Below are 16,415 nucleotides of genomic sequence, written 5' to 3'. Positions count from 1 at the left end.
TCATTAGAATGGACGACATGAGCGAAAATCGAGAAGTTGAAGACGCCGGTCTGACCGCAGAGGCCGTCGACCTGCGCGGCGAGACCGCGGAATCCGCACCGGAAGTGGCGGAGCATGACCGCGTGGCCGAATTGGAAGCCGAACTGGCCGAAGCCAAGGCCGCCGTGCTCTATGCCCGCGCCGACGCGCAGAACATGGTCCGCCGCGCCGAAAAGGCTGCGCAGGATTCGCGCGACTATGCCGTCACCGGCTTTGCCCGCGACCTGCTGTCGGTCGCCGACAATCTATCGCGCGGACTCGACGCGATCCCGGCCGAGCTGCGCGCGGATGAGAAGATGAAGGGCTTGGTCACCGGCCTCGAAGCCACGGGGCGCGAACTCGACAGCGTCTTCGCTCGCCATGGCATCACCAAGGTCGAGGCGATGGGCCAGAAGCTCGACCCGAACCGGCATCAGGCGATGTTCGAGGTTCCCTCCGCCGATACCGAGGCCGGCACGGTCGTGCAGGAAATCCAGTCGGGCTACATGCTGAAGGATCGCCTGCTGCGTCCGGCATTGGTGGGTGTCGCCAAGGCGGGGTGAGGTATCGCTCCTCCCCGCTCGCGGGGAGGGGAACCAAGCGCAGCTTGGTGGAGGGGGTGTGCCGCGAGCGACGAAAGTGCGGCCCGCCCCCTCCACCAGCCTGCGGCTGGTCCCCCTCCCCGTCCCGGGGAGGATCGGCTAAGACCAACCCATGTCCCGCTTCGACCACGTCCCCAACCGCCGCGCCCTGATCGACCGCCGCGCGATCGCCGACCAGCTCGCCGGTCTCGAGGGCAAGGACACCGCCGCTCTCCGCCGCGCCGGGACGCAGTGCCTGAAGGCCGCACTCGATGCCGGACGCGCCGAAATCGCCCGCCGCCTGTCGGAGCATCCCTCACGCGGCTTGGAAGCTGCCAACGCCGGCGCCTATCTCACCGACCAGCTGCTGCGGCTGCTCTGGGACTTCACCGTCCAGCGCCTCTACCGCAACACCAACCCGACCACTGCCGAACGCATGACGCTCGTCGCCGTCGGCGGATACGGGCGCGGCGAGATGGCGCCGCATTCGGACATCGACATCGCCTTCCTCACGCCCTGGAAGCAGACGGGCTGGAGCGAGCAGGTGATCGAATCGATGCTCTACGCGCTGTGGGACATGGGGCTGAAGGTCGGCCACTCTTCGCGCTCGCTCGACGAGATGGTGCGCCAGGCCAAGGCCGATGTGACGATCCGCACCGCGCTGCTCGAAGGGCGCTACGTCTGGGGCGACGAGGCGCTCTATGCCGAGGCCGGGCACCGCTTCCGGAGCGAAGTCCAGGCCGATACCGCGCGGACCTTCATCGTCGAGAAGCTCGCCGAACGCGACGCGCGGCACGTCAAGATGGGCGACAGCCGCTATGTCGTCGAACCCAATGTGAAGGAAGGCAAGGGCGGCCTGCGCGACCTGCATGCTCTCTTCTGGATCGCCAAGTATATCTATAACGTCACCTTCGCGACCGAACTCGTCGGCGCCGGGATGCTAACCCGCGACGAGCTCCGCCGCTTTCACCGCGCCGAGAATTTCCTGTGGGCGGTGCGCTGCCACCTGCACATCATCGCTGGCCGCGCCGAGGACCGGCTGACCTTCGACTATCAGCGCGAGATTGCCGAGCGGATGCGCTTCACCGACCGGCCCGGCAAGTCGAAGGTCGAGCGCTTCATGCAATTCTACTTCCTGCAGGCGAAGGCGGTCGGCGATCTGACCGGCGTCTTCATCGCGCATATCGACGAGAAGTTCGCCTCCCGCGGTCGCCGCTTCGGCCTGCCGACCATCCGTCGGCGCCCGTCGAAGCTGCACGGCTTCGTGCTCGACCGCGGACGGCTGGCGCTGCCCACCGACACATTCTTTGTCGACGATCCCGTACGGCTGATCGAGATGTTCCAGCTAGCCGAGGCGAACGGGCTGGAGATCCATCCGCTAGCGATGCGTGCGGCGGGTCGTGACGCGCGGCTGGTCGACGGCGTTCGGAACGACCCGCGCGCGAACGCCCTTTTCCTCGACCTGCTGACCGGTGATCGCGATCCGGAAATGGTCCTGCGGTGGATGAACGAGGCCGGCGTGTTCGGCCGTTTCGTCCCCGACTTCGGCCGCGTCGTCGCACAGATGCAGTTCGACATGTACCATCATTACACCGTCGACGAGCATACCATCCGCGCGATCGGCCTGCTGAGCCGGATCGAGCGCGGACTGCTGAAGGATGATCACCCGCTCGCCACCGCCATCTTCGGCCAGATCGTGTCCCGCCGAGCGCTCTATGTCGCGGTGCTGCTGCACGACATCGCCAAGGGCCGGGGCGGTGACCATTCAATTCTGGGCGCCGAGGTCGCTGAGCGGCTATGCCCGCGCTTCGGTCTGACCCCGGCGGAGACGGAGACGGTGGCGTGGCTGGTGCGCTGGCACTTGCTGATGTCCTCCTTCGCCTTCAAGCGCGACCTGTCCGACTTCAAGACCATCCTCGACTTCGCGCAGGCCGTGCAGAGCCCGCAGCGGCTGATCATGCTGCTGGTGCTGACCATCGTCGACATCCGCGCCGTCGGTCCCGGCATCTGGAACGGGTGGAAGCGGCAGCTGCTGACCGACCTGTTTGAGGGCGCGGAGGAAGTCCTTCGCCTTGGCCACAAACAGCGCGGGCGCAGCGAGCGGATCGCGGCGAAGCAGGCCGAACTCGGTACCCAGCTCGGCTGGCCCGACGACCGCTTCGTCGCCGTCGTCCGCCGCCTGCCCGAGGCCTATTGGGTAGCCGAGCCGACCGACGTTCTGGAACATAATATCCGCCTGATCGAGGCGGCGGGCATGACCGATCTGGCGATCGACACCCGCCCCCACCCTGCCCGCGGCGCGACGCTGGTGACGGTCTACGCCGCCGACCACCCCGGCCTGTTCTACCGCATCGCCGGCGCGATCCATGCGGCGGGGGGCAATATCATCGACGCGCGCATCCACACGACGCGCGACGGCATGGCGCTCGATAATTTCCTGGTCCAGGATCCGCTCGGCCGACCGTTCGACGACCCAGGGCAGCTGGATCGCATCCGCACCGGCATCGCCGACGCGCTCGCCAACCGCGTCAAGCTGCGCGACCGGTTGAAGGCAAAGGCCCCGCCCCGCCCCCGTGCCGACGCCTTCGCCGTTCAGCCTAACGTGCTGATTGACAACGCCGCGTCGAACCGCTTCACGGTGATCGAAGTTAACGCGCGGGATCGCCCCGCCCTGCTCCACCATCTCGCGAACGCGCTGTTCCAGTCGCGCGTGACGATCCATTCGGCGCATGTCGCAACCTATGGCGAGCGCGCCGTCGACACCTTCTATGTGACCGACCTGACAGGCGACAAGCTGGGCGGCACGCGGGTCAAGACGATCGAGAAGCGCCTGCTCGATGCCGCGATCGGCGAAGAGATGGCGATAGCGGCATGAGGGGGACGAAATGGCCATCGTTGCGGTGGTCGCATTTTTCGTCGGCGTGGGACTGCTCGCGATCGGACTGGTAGCGCGGCGCTCCGGCCCGGCGCGGTCGCGGGTCGATGGCGGCAGTGGCGGCTGGATCGACGGCGGCGGCGGAGACACGATTGGCGATTGCGGCGGCGGAGACGGCGGCGGCTGTGGCGGCGGCGATTGACCCGCCGCGCACGACGACCTGAAGGACTCGCGTCATGAACGACTTCGACGCCCAACCCCGTCTCGCCGATGCCGTCGTTCGCCTGCGTCCGATGATACCCGACGAATTCGACGCCCTGTTCGCGGTTGCGTCAGACCGAGAGATTTGGGCGATCCACCCCGCGCACGATCGCTGGCAAGAGCCGGTGTTCCGTCGCTTCTTCGCAGACGGCCTGGCGAGCGGCGGGGCTCTGGTGATCGAGGATGCGGCGACGGGCGCGGTCATCGGGTCGTCACGCTTCGATCCGACGCGCGCCGGTGTCGGCGAGATCGAGATCGGCTGGACCTTCCTCGCGCGAAGTCATTGGGGCGGGGCGGCCAACCGGTCGGTGAAGCGGCTAATGATTGGGCACGCGCTTACGACGTATCGACGGGTGATCTTCCTGGTCGGTGAAGGCAATGCCCGTTCGCGACGGGCGATGGATAAGATCGGCGCGGTGCTCACCGACCGGCGGCATGACGTAGCGCTGGCCGATGGGGTCGCGCGGCATGTGATCTACGCGATCGACCGGGCTGGGTTCGAGGGCGGGCCGCTTAACGGCTGACGCGATGCGGTGCCCACATCTCCGTTCGTGCTGAGCCTGTCGCAGCACCGCCCTTCCTGCCGCAAATGAGCAGCGGGCGTATAGTAGTATGGTGCTTCGACAAGCTCAGCACGAACGGGGCTAGTGTCGCTTGCCGCCGATCGTTTCCGCCACGACGTCAGACGGGGCCGGCTACGCCGACCCCGCTGCGGGTTCCCATCAAAGTAATACTTTGATGGGGCCCGTCCGCCGTGGCGAGTCGGCGGTTTGCTTGCGCAAACCGCGCGCCGCCCGCTTAGAACCGCACCCGTCCGGTCACACCGTAAGTCCGCGGCTCGGCCAGATACTGCGAGAAGATCTGACGGCCACCCGGATATTGCGGGTCGACAAACGGCGCGCTGGTCGTGCCCGCCTGGAACGGGGAGTTGAAGGCGACCTGCGCATAGTCCTTGTCGAAGATGTTCTGGCCCCAGAACTCAAGCGCCCAGCGCTCGCTCGGGCCGCGGATGCCGATGCGGGCGTTGGCGACGAAGAAGCTGTCCTGCGACTTCTGCGGGAACAGGTCGGAGCCGGTGTTGTAATCGTCGCTCAGACGCCCATCGATGTAGAACAGGCCCGACAGGCCCGAATTGCCCAGTCGCGGCGTCCAGGCGAACGAGCTGGTCGCCACCCATTCCGGCGCGTTCGACAGCTGCTTGCCCGGCAGCACGCGCAGCGCCGGATCGAGCGGCAGGCCACCGGCCGATCCAACCAGATCGTTGCGATAATGCGTGTCGGTATAGGTGATGCCGAGCGTGAAGTTGATGTCCCGCGCCGGCTGGAGCGCCGCTTCCAGCTCGACGCCCTGCGACACCACGCCGTAGGTCACGTCGTTCGCCGGGCAGCTGCCGGTCGATGCGCTCAGGTCGCGGTCGCCGCCGTTCAGCGCCGACTTGCAGGAATTAACCGTCGCGACCAGGAAAACCGTGCCGTTGAACGTGTTGAGCTGGAAGTTCTCGAATTCCTGGCGGAAGCCCGCCGCGGTGATCGTCACTGGCCCGCGCGAATATTTTGCGCCGATTTCGAAGGCGTTCACCTTCTCCGGATCGAATTGCAGATTGCCCGCCAGCGCCTGCGCACCGCCCAGCGCCGCGAAGCTCGCGACCGGGTTCTTTAGCGCCGACCGGTCGAGGTTGAACCCGCCCGCCTTATAGCCGCGCGAGTAGGAGCCGTAGACGAGCAGCGCGTCGACCGGCTTCCACGACAGCACGGCGGTGCCGGTGAACTCGTCCTCGTTCCGCTGGCTTGCGATGCTGACGCCGTTCAATTCCGACGTCGAGTTGCCTTGGCAGCTCAGGCCGACGATGCCGGCGGCGGTGGCGAACAGCGGGCTTGCGGGATTGAGCAGGCCGAGCGCACCGAGGTTAGTCTGGTTGGTGACGCAGCCCGTGTTGTCGTTGGTGAAGCTTGCCGTCAGTCGCTTGCGCTCGTTGGTGTAGCGGGCGCCCAACGTCAGATCGAGCGTGTCGGTGAAGTGGATGATGTTGTGCGTGAAGAACGCATAGTTGCGGCTCGTCTGGCGATAGCGGTCGGCGATCGACCCCTTGTCGTTGATCCCGTCGAGCGTCGCCAGCGCGTTGACGACGGTATTGCCCGCGGCGCCGAACGGCGAAGTCACGCCCGGCACCAGCCCGCGCAGGACGGCGTTCCCGGTCGGCGACAGACATGACGTGCTGGTCGGCGAATAGAATTGCGCAAGCGCGCTGCCCGAGACGATCCGGCAGGTCGCGAAGCGGCCGTACTGGTTTCCGAAGCGCAGGTTGTCGACGACGTCCAGCTTCTCATCGGCGTAATAGCCGCCGATCAGCCAGTCGAGCTTGCCCCCGAACGCCTCGCCCTGGAGGCGCAGTTCCTGGCTGAAGGTCTTGAACGCGCGACCCGACAGGCCGTTTGCCGCGCGGTAGAGGATGTCGACGCTCGAATAGTCGGTGTCCGACCCCTGGGTCGAATTATAGTCGCGATAGGCGGTGATCGACGTCAGCGTCGCCGGGCCGAGGTTCAAATCGACCTGCCCCGACACGCCCCAATCCTTGGTTATGCCGTCGAAGCTGCGGCCGCGGCTGGTCGAGACCGTCCGGCTATAGCCCGGCGCATTCACCAGCGACAGGTTCTGGCCGAGATCGCGGATGACGTTGACGATGTTGTTGCCGTTCGCGCTGGGCGTGGTGGCGGTAGTCGGTACCGTCGCCAGTTCGTTGAGGTCGCCGACATATGGATTGGTCCGCCGATCGACGTAGGTCGCCGCGCAGCAGGCTTCGTCGCGCTTCGTATAGTCGCCAATGATGCGGATCGTCAGGTCACTAGACGGTTCGAAACGCAACTGGCCGCGGACGAAATAGCGGTCGCGGTTGTTGATATCGACGTTGTTGGCCGGGTCGTAATAGAAGCCGTCGCGCTTCGTATAGACGCCATCGATGCGCGCCGCGAACGTCTCGCCGAGCGGCACGTTGAGCGCGCCCTGGAAGCGCCAGAGGTCGTAGTTGCCGTAGGTCGCCTCGGCCATGCCGCTGTAGCCCGAGAAGCTCGGCTGCTTGGTAATGATGTTGATAACGCCTGCCGACGCGTTGCGGCCCGACAGCGTACCCTGCGGCCCGCGCAGCACCTCGACGCGCTCGACCTCGCCGAGTTCGTTCATGCCGACGCCCGAGCGCGAGCGGTAGACGCCGTCGATAAAGACCGCGACCGAGCTTTCGAGGCCGGGATTGTCACCCACCGTGCCGATGCCGCGGATACGGGCGGAAGTGTTCGCTTCCGTACCCGTCGACGACACGAGCAGCGACGGCGCGAGCTGGTTCAGCTGGCGGATGTCGTTCGCGCCGGACAGCTGCAGCTGCTCGGTCGATACGGCGGACACGGCGACCGGGACGTCGGCCAGTCGTTCCGCACGGCGGGTCGCGGTGACGACGACGTCGCCTGCGCTGACAAAGCCTTCGTCCTGCGCCGCATCGCTTGCCGCCTGGTTGGCGTCGGCTGCCTGGGGGGACGTGGTGGTGCTCTGCGCCATCGCCGGAGCGGCGATGGCAGTGGACGCGACGGAAATCAGCAGCGCGAGCTTACGCATGGTCGGCAATCCTCTCCTGACGGAACGGCTTTGGCCATTCTCGTTCTTCGACAACCTGCCGCAGCAAAGGGGATTTGCCTAGTCCCCCACCATACCCGAACACGCGATTTTCGTTTCAGCTGTGCGCGAACGACACAGTTTCAAGACAGGACTGATTTCATCCTGTTGCCGCCTGACGTTACGGAAAGCCGGATAGGCCAGCCGCTGTACAGGAAAACGGCCGCCGGCGATCAACTCGCCGACGGCCGTTTTTCGATACCCAGCTTTCGAAAAATTATTTCGGAGCGAGGACCATGAGCATCTGACGCCCTTCCATCCGCGGATAGGCCTCGACCTTCGCAACCTCGGCGACCTGCTCCGCGACGCGCTGAAGCACCGCCATACCGAGCTGTCCGTGGCTGAGCTCGCGACCGCGGAAGCGCATGGTGACCTTCACCTTGTCGCCCTCGCCGATGAACTCCGCCACCTTCTTCATTTTGGTGTCATAGTCATGGTCGTCGATGTTCGGACGCATCTTGATCTCCTTGATCTCCTGCGTCTTCTGCGACTTGCGGGCGAGGTTCGCCTTTTTCTGCGCCTCGTACTTGTACTTGCCCACGTCCAGGAACTTGGCGACCGGCGGATCGGCGTTCGGCGACACCTCGACCAGATCGAGTCCGACCTCTGCCGCAGCCTCGATCGCGGCGCGCGTATACATCACGCCCAGATTCTCGCCCTCGTGATCGATCACGCGGACCTTCTGGCTCTGGATGAATTCGTTGAACCGGGGGCCGTTCAATGCCGGCTGCATCGGTCGGCGCATCATTGGCGGACGGATAGTCGAGTCTCCTGTGGTAATTCCGGCGCTCTATATAGGGAAAACGCGGCGAAAGCGAAAGTGCCCCGCGTCAGCGCAAATCGGGCGGGGTCGCCTCGTCGCGCAGACGGGTGACGATCTCGTCCAGCGTCACGAACTCCTGGCGATCGGAGCCCAGGCGGCGGACGGCGACCTTGCCCTCCTCCGCCTCGCGCTTGCCGACCACGAGCAGCGCCGGAACCTTCGCCAGCGAATGCTCGCGCACCTTGTAGTTGATCTTCTCGTTGCGCAGGTCGGTGTCGACGCGGATACCAGCGGCCCGCAGCCTCGCGGCGACGTCGCGGGCATAGTCGTCGGCATCCGACACGATCGTCGCGACGACCGCCTGGACCGGCGCGAGCCACATCGGGAAACGCCCGGCGTGATGTTCGATCAGGATGCCGATGAAGCGTTCGAACGTACCGAGGATCGCGCGGTGCAGCATGACCGGGCGGTGGCGTTCGCCATCCTCACCAACATAGCTCGCGTCGAGCCGGTCGGGGAGCACGCGGTCGGACTGAATCGTGCCGACCTGCCACGTCCGGCCGATCGCGTCGGTCAGGTGGAACTCCAGCTTCGGCGCATAGAAGGCACCCTCGCCCGGCAGTTCCTCGAACTTCGCCTTGATGTCGTCGGGCAGGTTCGACGCCTGCACCGCGTCGCGCAGCTCCTGCTCAGACCGGTCCCACATCTCGTCGGAGCCGAAGCGCTTTTCCGGACGCAGCGCCAGCTTCACCGCGTAGTCGGTGAAGCCAAGATCCTGATAGACCGAGTGAAGCAACTCGCAGAACTTGCGGACTTCATCGACCAGCTGGTCCTCGCGCACGAAGATATGCGCGTCGTCCTGCGTGAACTGGCGGACGCGCATGATGCCGTGGAGCGCGCCATGTGGCTCGTTGCGGTGGCAGCAGCCGAACTCCGCCATCCGGATCGGCAGGTCGCGATAGGACTTGATGCCCTGCTTGAAGATCAGGACGTGCGCCGGGCAATTCATCGGCTTCAGCGCCATCAGGTCGCCCTCGCCCGTCAGCACCGGCCCCTCGTCCTCGACGTTCGGCACTTCGTCGGGTACCACGAACATATTCTCGCGATATTTGCCCCAGTGGCCCGACTGTTCCCACTGGCGCGCGTCCATCAGCTGCGGCGTCTTCACCTCGGCATAGTCGGCCGCATCCAGGCGGCGGCGCATATACGCCTCCATCTGGCGCCACAGGATGAAGCCGTTGGGATGCCAGAACACCGATCCCTGCGCTTCGGACTGGAGGTGGAACAGGTCCATCTCCTGCCCGATCTTGCGGTGATCGCGCTTGGCAGCTTCCTCCAGCATGGTCAGATGCGCGTCGAGCTGCTTCTTCGACAGCCAGCCGGTGCCGTAGATGCGGCTGAGCATCGCGTTCTTCTGGTCGCCGCGCCAATAGGCGCCCGACACGCGCGTCAGCTTGAAGGCGGCGGGATCGAGCTTGCCGGTCGAGGGCATGTGCGGCCCGCGGCACATGTCGAGCCACTCGCCCTGGCGATAGATGGTGAGTTCCTCGGTGTCGGGCAGTTCGGCGGCCCATTCGGCCTTGAACGTCTCGCCCTGCTCGCGCCACTTGGCGATTAGCTGCTCGCGGCTCCAGACCTCGCGCACGAACGGCTCGTTCTTGGCGATGATGCGGCGCATCTCCGCCTCGATCGCGGGCAGGTCGTCCTCGGTGAAGGGCCGGTCCTTCGGCGCGAAGTCGTAGTAGAAACCGTCGTCGGTCGCCGGGCCGAAGGTGATCTGCGTGCCGGGGAACAGGTGCTGCACCGCTTCGGCCAGGACGTGCGCAAAGTCGTGGCGGGCGAGTTCCAGCGCGTCCTTCTCGTCGCGCATCGTGACCAGCGCGAGCTGCGCATCACCTGCGAACGGCCGCGACAGGTCGCGCAACTCGCCATCGACCCGCGCAGCGATCGCCGCCTTCGCCAGGCCCGGCCCGATCGCCGCGGCGACATCCGCCGGGGTAGTCCCCGGTGCTACCTCACGGACGGAACCGTCGGGCAGCGAGATGCGGAAATGCGCGGTCATGTCGAGAGAACCTTGGAGAGAATGGAAGGCGTGCCTATGCCGCGGAGAGGGGCAGGAAGGCAAGGCAGGTCGACGCCACTGCGCTCCCGCGCAGGCGGGAGCCTAGAGGTAGGAGCGATCAGCTTTGTTCACCCCTGTTCGCCCTGAGCGAAGTCGAAGGGCAGATCTCCGCAAGGTGCTTCGACTTCGCTCAGCACGAACGGTTGAACAAAGCTGATCGAAACCGACCCTAAAGCCACCAGCGACACGCCCTGTAACCCTGGGCTCCTGCCTGCGCGGGAGCACGAGCATATCGACCAGCCCTCAAGCCAAGCCGAACGGGATCACCAGATTGTCGGCGTCATGCCCGATCCGCGCGCGGCCGAGGTACGGCACCCCCATGTCGCGGCACCAGCCTGTCATCATGACCTCCAGCGATTCGCCGAACTCGGCCTCGGTATCGCCGTCCGGAACGTCGGTGACCGCGCCCAGCCGGACGCCGGCGATCCCCTTCAATTGCGTGGCGTTCGCCATCTGGAACAGCAGCCGGTCGATCCGGTAATAGGCCTCCCCCACCTCCTCGATGTAGAGGATATGGTCGGTCAGGTCAGGCATCCACGGCGTGCCGAGCAGCGCGCACAGGATGACGAGATTGAACGCGGCCGCGGGCTGGCCGCCCAATGTCGGCTCCAGCACCGACCGGTCTCGATTCACCAGCCAGCCGAGCGCACGCCCCACCGGCATCCCCTTCGACGCTTCGCTGACGTTCGACGCCATCGGCCCGTGCACCGGCCGCCCGATCCGCCGGGCATAGAGCGCGCCGAGCAGGAACCCCATATCGGAAAAGCCCATATAGCTTTTCTCGCGCGCCGCCGATGTCAGCTCGGGCATGACGCTCGCGAGGATGCGGTTCGAACCGTAGCCGCCGCGCGCGAACCAGATCGCGTCGATACCGGGGTCGTTGGCATGGCGTAGGAACGCTTCCGCGCGCACTTCGTCCGGTCCGGCAAAATGCCCGGCCTGCGCAAAGCATTGCGGATCGACGATCAGATCGACCTGCGGATAATAGAGCGCGGTGAAGGCGGCGACGCGGGCCGCGCCGGCGGGTGTGATCGAACGCGCGGGCGCGCAGACGGCAATCTTCATCCCAAACGCCTTCGTCCGGTTCTTCACACAAATGGGCTTCGGGCATCTTGCCCCCGCCCCTGCGCGTCGATAGCGCGGCGTCATGCTTTCCGGCAAACGCTTCTTCTTCGTCGGCATCGGCGGGTCCGGCATGATGCCGCTCGCGATGATCGTGCACGCTCGCGGCGCGACCGTCGCAGGCTCCGACCGCGGGCTCGACCAGGGCCGCGTGCCGGCCAAGTTCGCGGCGCTCGAAGACCTGGGCATCACTCTCCATCCGCAGGACGGCAGCGGGATCGTCTCGGCGGAGCAGATCGTCGTCGCCTCGGCCGCGGTGGAGGACAGTGTCGCGGACATCGTGGCCGCCACCGCGATCGACGCGACGCGAATGACGCGGGCGGAACTCAACGCCTCGCTGTTCAATGCGGTCGAACAGTCGATCGGGGTCGCCGGGACCAGCGGCAAGTCGACCGTCACCGGCATGATCGGCTGGATCCTCGAGTCCGCAGGCGTCCAGCCGACGGTGATGAACGGCGCGGTGATGAAGAACTTCGTCCGCCCGGACCTGCCCTTCGCCAGCGCGATCGTCGGGGCGCAGCGCGTCTATGTCAGCGAAGTCGACGAGAGCGACGGGTCGATCGCGCTCTATGCGCCCGACATCGCTGTGCTGAACAACATCAGCCTCGATCACAAGTCGCTCGACGAGTTGCGCGGCCTGTTCGGCGACTTCGCGAAAAAGGCGCGGATCACGATCGTCAACATCGGCGATGCGGAGGCCGCAGCGCTGGCGACGACGCTCGATTCCGGCCGCCTGCTGACGGTCGCGGTGGAGCGCGATGCGGACCTGAGCGCACGCAATATCGTCGAGGCGCCCTTCGCGGTGTCCTTCGACCTGCTGACGAATGGCGAGGTCCATCCCGTCCGTCTCGCCGTGCCAGGTCGACACAATGTCGCGAACGCCCTCGCTGCGCTGGGGGCGGCGTGCATGGCCGGCGTCCCGCTGTCGGAAGCCATCGCCGCCATCGCCGACTTCACCGGGCTGCGGCGTCGGTTCGAGCTGGTCGGCGAAGCGGGGGGCGTCGCGGTGATCGACGATTTCGCGCACAACCCGGACAAGATCGCCGCAACGCTGTCGACGCTACACGCGCACCCAGGCCGGCTGCTGATCCTGTTCCAGCCGCATGGCTATGGCCCGCTGAAGCAGGTGCGCCGCGAGCTCGTCGCGACGTTCCTGACCGGTCTCACCGGCGACGATGTGCTCGTCCTGCCCGACCCCGTTTATGAGGGCGGCACGGTCGCGCGGGAGGTCGGAAGTGCCGAGATCGTCGGCGACATCGCGATCGGCGGTGGCCGCGTACTCCATATCCCCGACCGCATGTCCGCCGCGGCGCACCTTGTGGCCCAGGCTCGCCCGGGTGATCGCATCATCGTGATGGGCGCCCGCGACGACACGCTCAGCCTGCTGGCTGCCGAGATGGTGGAGATGCTGCGCCGCTGACGATTGGAAAGCTCGCTTGACATGACAAGCTCACTTTACGTAAAGTGAGCTTGTCATCGAATCACGAGAGGGCTTATCGCCATGCGCTCCAATACCCCCGCCGGCCGACGCTATGTGCGCCGGTTCTGGCCGACGATGTTCGCCTATGTGGCGGCGTTGTTCTTCGCCGTCTGGGCGATCAAGACGTGGCAGCCGGAGGGCGTGTTGCTCGTCGCCCTGTCGATCCTGCCGGCCCTGCCGATCATCGCGGTGATCGGCGTGATCGGCCTGTATATCGTCGAGGAAACCGACGAATTCATCCGCGCGCGCGTCGTGCAGGGGATGCTGATCGGCATGGGTTTCATGCTGGCGGTCGCTAGCGCCTGGGGGTTCCTGGAGGACGGCGGCGTCGTGCCGCATGCCCCGGCCTATTGGGCGTTCATCCTGTGGTGCGTGGGCTGGGGGATCGCACAGTGCGTCCAGTCGCTGCGGGACCGGATGGCCGGCGACGGCGCATGAACAACCATATGCGCGCGCTGAGGGCCGAGCGGGGCTGGAGCCAGCAGCATCTGGCCGAACTGCTCGAAGTCTCGCGCCAGAGCGTCAACGCGATCGAGACCGGTCGCTACGACCCATCCCTTCCCCTCGCCTTTCGCATCGCCGACGTCTTCGGCCAGCCGATCGAGGCGATCTTCGTGAACCCCAAGGAGTCCGCGCAATGACACGCCCGTCGCTGTTCTTTCTGATCCTCGCCGCCGTGCTGACGCCCATGATCGCCAAGGGGCAGACGCAGCTCGTCCAGCGCGAGCATATCTCGATCCGCGACGAAGGCGGCACCGGTTCCACCGTCATCCTCATCCCCGGTCTGGCCAGCCCCCGCGCGGTGTGGGACGGTGTGGTGCCGGGGCTGAAAGCGCGGCACCATGTGCTCACGGTTCAGGTCAACGGCTTCGGCGGCGATGAACCGCGCGCCAATCTGAAGCCCGGCATCCTCGACGGTATCGTCGAAGAGGTCGACGGCTATGTCCGCGAGCGGAGGATCGCCAAGCCCGCGGTCGTCGGCCATTCGATGGGCGGTCTGGTCGCGATGATGCTGGCCGTCAAACATCCGGAAAGCGTGGGACGGGTGATGGTGGTCGACGCCCTCCCCTTCATCGGCACGCTCTTCCAGGGCGAAGCGACCGTGGCCGCCGTGACGCCGAGCGCCGCGCGGATGCGCGACATGATCGCCGCCGCGCCCGTATCCAAGACGCCGGTGACGACCGATCCCGGCGGCATCTGGTCGAACTCCCCCGCCGGTCGCATCCAGGTCGGGGAATGGGGCCGCCGTGCCGCCCCCCGCGTCGTCGCCCAGGCGATGTACGAGGATATGACGACCGATCTGCGCCCCGACATCGCCAAAATCGCCGGAAAGCCGTTCGTGGTGCTCTACGCCACCGGTGCCGGACCGCAGGCGGCGACGATCTGGGAACGCGACTATGCCGGATCGTCCGCCACGCTCGTGCCGATCGCCGACAGCTGGCATTTCATCATGCTCGACCAGCCGGCTGCGTTCGCCAAGGCGCTCGACACCTTCCTGGCGAAGTAGGTGCGGGGCGGGTGGCTACCTCCCGCCCCGCCTCTGCTCAGCGCGCGGCGAGCTGGCGCTGCTGACGGTCGACGATCATCGCCACCTGGCGGTTTCCGTCGATGCGCATCTCGCGGACGCAGCGCAGCGCGTCGGTCGGCGGGAGGAGCTTCGACTGATGGAACATGCACGCGCGATAGGCGGCCTTGAGAACGCGCTTGTCGAACGCGGCGCGGTGGTCGGCGTCCGCGAGGTTGAGGCCCGCGCGCGAAACACGGACGGTGACGGTTTCGCGAAGCTGCGCCTGGGCGACGACCGGGCACAGCGCGGCGACCGCCGCGAAGGCGGCGGGGACGAGGAACTTCATGCTGGATCTCCTGCGGATAGGCGGCCGAGGATCGACCGCCGAACCTGTCCGCACGTACCTCGGACACCGGGCTCGCGTCGGACGGGCGATCCTCTAGGCCGCGATCGTTACGGCTGCGCGTCGTTGGCGTGACGCCGCAACGACGTCCGCGCGACAAAAACGTGGCGGTTTCGCGCAGGTGGCTTCGCTGTCATAGGCAGGTCATGTCCGAACTGTCTCTCGCCTATCATCACACGCCCGGTCGTGGACCGACCCTGCTGTTTCTTCCCGGCTATGCCAGCGACATGACCGGGACCAAGGCGATGGCGATCGAGGCCTGGGCGAAGACGCATGGCCGAGCCTGTGTGCGCTTCGACTATTCGGGTTGCGGCGCCAGTCCCGGACGGTTCGAGGACGGCACGCTGGAGTCGTGGCGCGACGATGCACTGGCTGTGGTCGATCATCTGATCGAAGGGCCGGTCACGCTGGTCGGATCGTCGATGGGCGGCTGGATCATGCTTCTGGTCGCGCTGGCCCGGCCCGAACGGATCGCGGCCATCGTCGGCGTCGCCGCCGCGCCCGACTTCACCAGTTGGGGCTTCACGGCGGACGAGAAATCGACGATCGCGCGCGAAGGGCGGCTCGAACAGCCCTCCCCCTATTCCGATCAGCCGACCATCACCACCCGCGCCTTCTGGGAATCGGGCGAACGCCTGCGTGTGATGTGGCCGAGTATCGCGATCGATTGTCCCGTCCGCCTGATCCACGGCCAGACGGACGCGGACGTGCCGTGGGAGCTGAGCATGGAGCTCGCCCGCGCGATCCGTTCAGCCGATGTGCAGACGATTTTGATCAAGGACGGCGACCACCGGCTGTCGCGCGATGCCGATATCGGCACGCTGCTCAGCACGATCGAGATGCTGACGCCATGATCCTGCTTGCCCTTGCTCTCCAGACCGCGACGACGCCCGCCATCACCGATTCGGCGGATGCGCGGATGCAACGCTGCGTCGAACTGGCCATCGGAGACCCCGCCGCCGCACAGCGCGAAGCATCGCGCTGGGTCCTGGCGGGTGGCGGATTCCGGGCACAGCAGTGCCTGGGTCGCGCGCATGCCGGGCAGCAACGCTATGAGCCGGCCGCGCTGGCCTTCACCCAATCCGCGCAAGGGGCCGCCGTGGCAAAGGATGCACGTGCGGCCAGTTTCTGGGCGCAGGCGGGCAATGCCTGGCTGGCGGCGGGCGACCCGGCGCAAGCGAAGGCCGCGCTCGATAGCGCGCTGACCAGCGGCGGACTGACCGGCCTCGCGCTGGGCGAAGCCCACCTCGACCGCGCCCGCGCGCTCGTTGCGGCCGGCGACATGGCGGCGGCGCGCAAGGACATCGACGCGGCGCTGACGGATGCCGGCGATGATCCGCTCGCCTGGCTGTTGTCCGCGACGCTCGCACGGCGGATGAACGACCTGCCCCGTGCGCGCACCGATATCGCCCAGGCGCTGGAGCGGGCGAGCGACGACGCCTCGGTCCAGCTGGAGGCCGGCAACATCGCCGCGCTCTCGGGAGACGAGTCCGGCGCGCGCGGCGGGTGGACCAAGGCGGCGCAGACAGGCCAGGGCGCGGTCGCCGCGTCGGCCAAGGCGGCGCTCGCGCAGTTCGAGGCTGGCAAATAGCGCCTCCATCCCTATCTTCGGCGGCTTGACCT

15 protein-coding genes are annotated in these 16,415 nt (G+C 66.6%); 10 read left to right on the top strand and 5 right to left on the bottom strand.

What is annotated here, in order from left to right; all coding sequences use genetic code 11:
- Window positions 1-17: 17 nt before the first annotated feature.
- The 4 genes from grpE (at window position 18) to ACFSC3_RS04845 (ending at window position 4,259) form a co-directional block, all read left to right on the top strand.
- Window positions 18-581, top strand: coding sequence for a nucleotide exchange factor GrpE (gene grpE, locus ACFSC3_RS04860; RefSeq protein ID WP_380939276.1), 564 nt, complete (start codon window positions 18-20; stop codon window positions 579-581).
- Between the two features lie 151 nt (window positions 582-732).
- Window positions 733-3,474 (top strand): [protein-PII] uridylyltransferase, encoded by a 2,742-nt coding sequence (locus tag ACFSC3_RS04855; RefSeq protein WP_380939275.1) that lies wholly within the window; start codon window positions 733-735, stop codon window positions 3,472-3,474.
- Between the two features lie 10 nt (window positions 3,475-3,484).
- Entirely contained in the window at window positions 3,485-3,676 is a 192-nt protein-coding gene (locus ACFSC3_RS04850) for a hypothetical protein (protein ID WP_380939274.1), read from the top strand.
- Window positions 3,677-3,710: 34 nt separating this feature from the next.
- A complete protein-coding gene (locus tag ACFSC3_RS04845; protein ID WP_380939273.1) occupies window positions 3,711-4,259 on the top strand; it encodes a GNAT family N-acetyltransferase in 549 nt (182 codons plus the stop codon).
- 274 nt (window positions 4,260-4,533) lie between these two features.
- Here the strand turns inward: ACFSC3_RS04845 and ACFSC3_RS04840 are convergent, their stop codons facing one another.
- From ACFSC3_RS04840 to ACFSC3_RS04825, 4 genes are all read right to left on the bottom strand, one after another.
- Window positions 4,534-7,338, bottom strand: coding sequence for a TonB-dependent receptor (locus ACFSC3_RS04840; RefSeq protein WP_380939272.1), 2,805 nt, complete (start codon window positions 7,336-7,338; stop codon window positions 4,534-4,536).
- Between the two features lie 274 nt (window positions 7,339-7,612).
- Window positions 7,613-8,143: a translation initiation factor IF-3 gene (gene infC, locus ACFSC3_RS04835; RefSeq protein WP_380939271.1), complete on the bottom strand. Its 531-nt coding sequence runs from the start codon at window positions 8,141-8,143 to the stop codon at window positions 7,613-7,615.
- A gap of 82 nt (window positions 8,144-8,225) precedes the next feature.
- Window positions 8,226-10,220, bottom strand: coding sequence for a threonine--tRNA ligase (gene thrS / locus ACFSC3_RS04830; RefSeq protein ID WP_380939270.1), 1,995 nt, complete (start codon window positions 10,218-10,220; stop codon window positions 8,226-8,228).
- Between the two features lie 303 nt (window positions 10,221-10,523).
- Complete coding sequence (locus ACFSC3_RS04825; RefSeq protein ID WP_380939269.1) at window positions 10,524-11,345, bottom strand: LD-carboxypeptidase; 822 nt, start codon at window positions 11,343-11,345, stop codon at window positions 10,524-10,526.
- Between the two features lie 82 nt (window positions 11,346-11,427).
- Here ACFSC3_RS04825 and ACFSC3_RS04820 point away from each other — a divergent pair, with 82 nt between their 5' ends.
- From ACFSC3_RS04820 to ACFSC3_RS04805, 4 genes are all read left to right on the top strand, one after another.
- Window positions 11,428-12,822 (top strand): glutamate ligase domain-containing protein, encoded by a 1,395-nt coding sequence (locus ACFSC3_RS04820; RefSeq protein WP_380939268.1) that lies wholly within the window; start codon window positions 11,428-11,430, stop codon window positions 12,820-12,822.
- 81 nt (window positions 12,823-12,903) lie between these two features.
- Window positions 12,904-13,320 (top strand): hypothetical protein, encoded by a 417-nt coding sequence (locus ACFSC3_RS04815; RefSeq protein WP_380939267.1) that lies wholly within the window; start codon window positions 12,904-12,906, stop codon window positions 13,318-13,320.
- Window positions 13,317-13,523, top strand: coding sequence for a helix-turn-helix transcriptional regulator (locus tag ACFSC3_RS04810; protein ID WP_380939266.1), 207 nt, complete (start codon window positions 13,317-13,319; stop codon window positions 13,521-13,523). Before ACFSC3_RS04815 ends, ACFSC3_RS04810 begins: the two co-directional genes overlap by 4 nt.
- Window positions 13,520-14,389, top strand: a complete 870-nt coding sequence (locus ACFSC3_RS04805; RefSeq protein WP_380939265.1) for an alpha/beta fold hydrolase — start codon at window positions 13,520-13,522, stop codon at window positions 14,387-14,389. Before ACFSC3_RS04810 ends, ACFSC3_RS04805 begins: the two co-directional genes overlap by 4 nt.
- A 37-nt stretch (window positions 14,390-14,426) precedes the next feature.
- Here the strand turns inward: ACFSC3_RS04805 and ACFSC3_RS04800 are convergent, their stop codons facing one another.
- Window positions 14,427-14,735 carry a UrcA family protein gene (locus ACFSC3_RS04800; RefSeq protein WP_380939264.1) on the bottom strand — a complete coding sequence of 103 codons (309 nt, stop codon included), beginning with the start codon at window positions 14,733-14,735 and terminating at the stop codon, window positions 14,427-14,429.
- Between the two features lie 203 nt (window positions 14,736-14,938).
- Here ACFSC3_RS04800 and ACFSC3_RS04795 point away from each other — a divergent pair, with 203 nt between their 5' ends.
- Window positions 14,939-15,646: an alpha/beta fold hydrolase gene (locus tag ACFSC3_RS04795; protein WP_380939263.1), complete on the top strand. Its 708-nt coding sequence runs from the start codon at window positions 14,939-14,941 to the stop codon at window positions 15,644-15,646.
- A complete protein-coding gene (locus ACFSC3_RS04790) occupies window positions 15,643-16,383 on the top strand; it encodes a tetratricopeptide repeat protein (protein ID WP_380939262.1) in 741 nt (246 codons plus the stop codon). Before ACFSC3_RS04795 ends, ACFSC3_RS04790 begins: the two co-directional genes overlap by 4 nt.
- Window positions 16,384-16,415: the final 32 nt, after the last annotated feature.

Source organism: Sphingomonas floccifaciens, assembly GCF_042681125.1.
Taxonomy (GTDB): Bacteria; Pseudomonadota; Alphaproteobacteria; order Sphingomonadales; family Sphingomonadaceae; genus Sphingomonas; species Sphingomonas floccifaciens.
The sequence above is the reverse complement of the archived record's forward strand: the minus strand, read 5'-3'. Positions and strand labels throughout refer to the sequence as shown.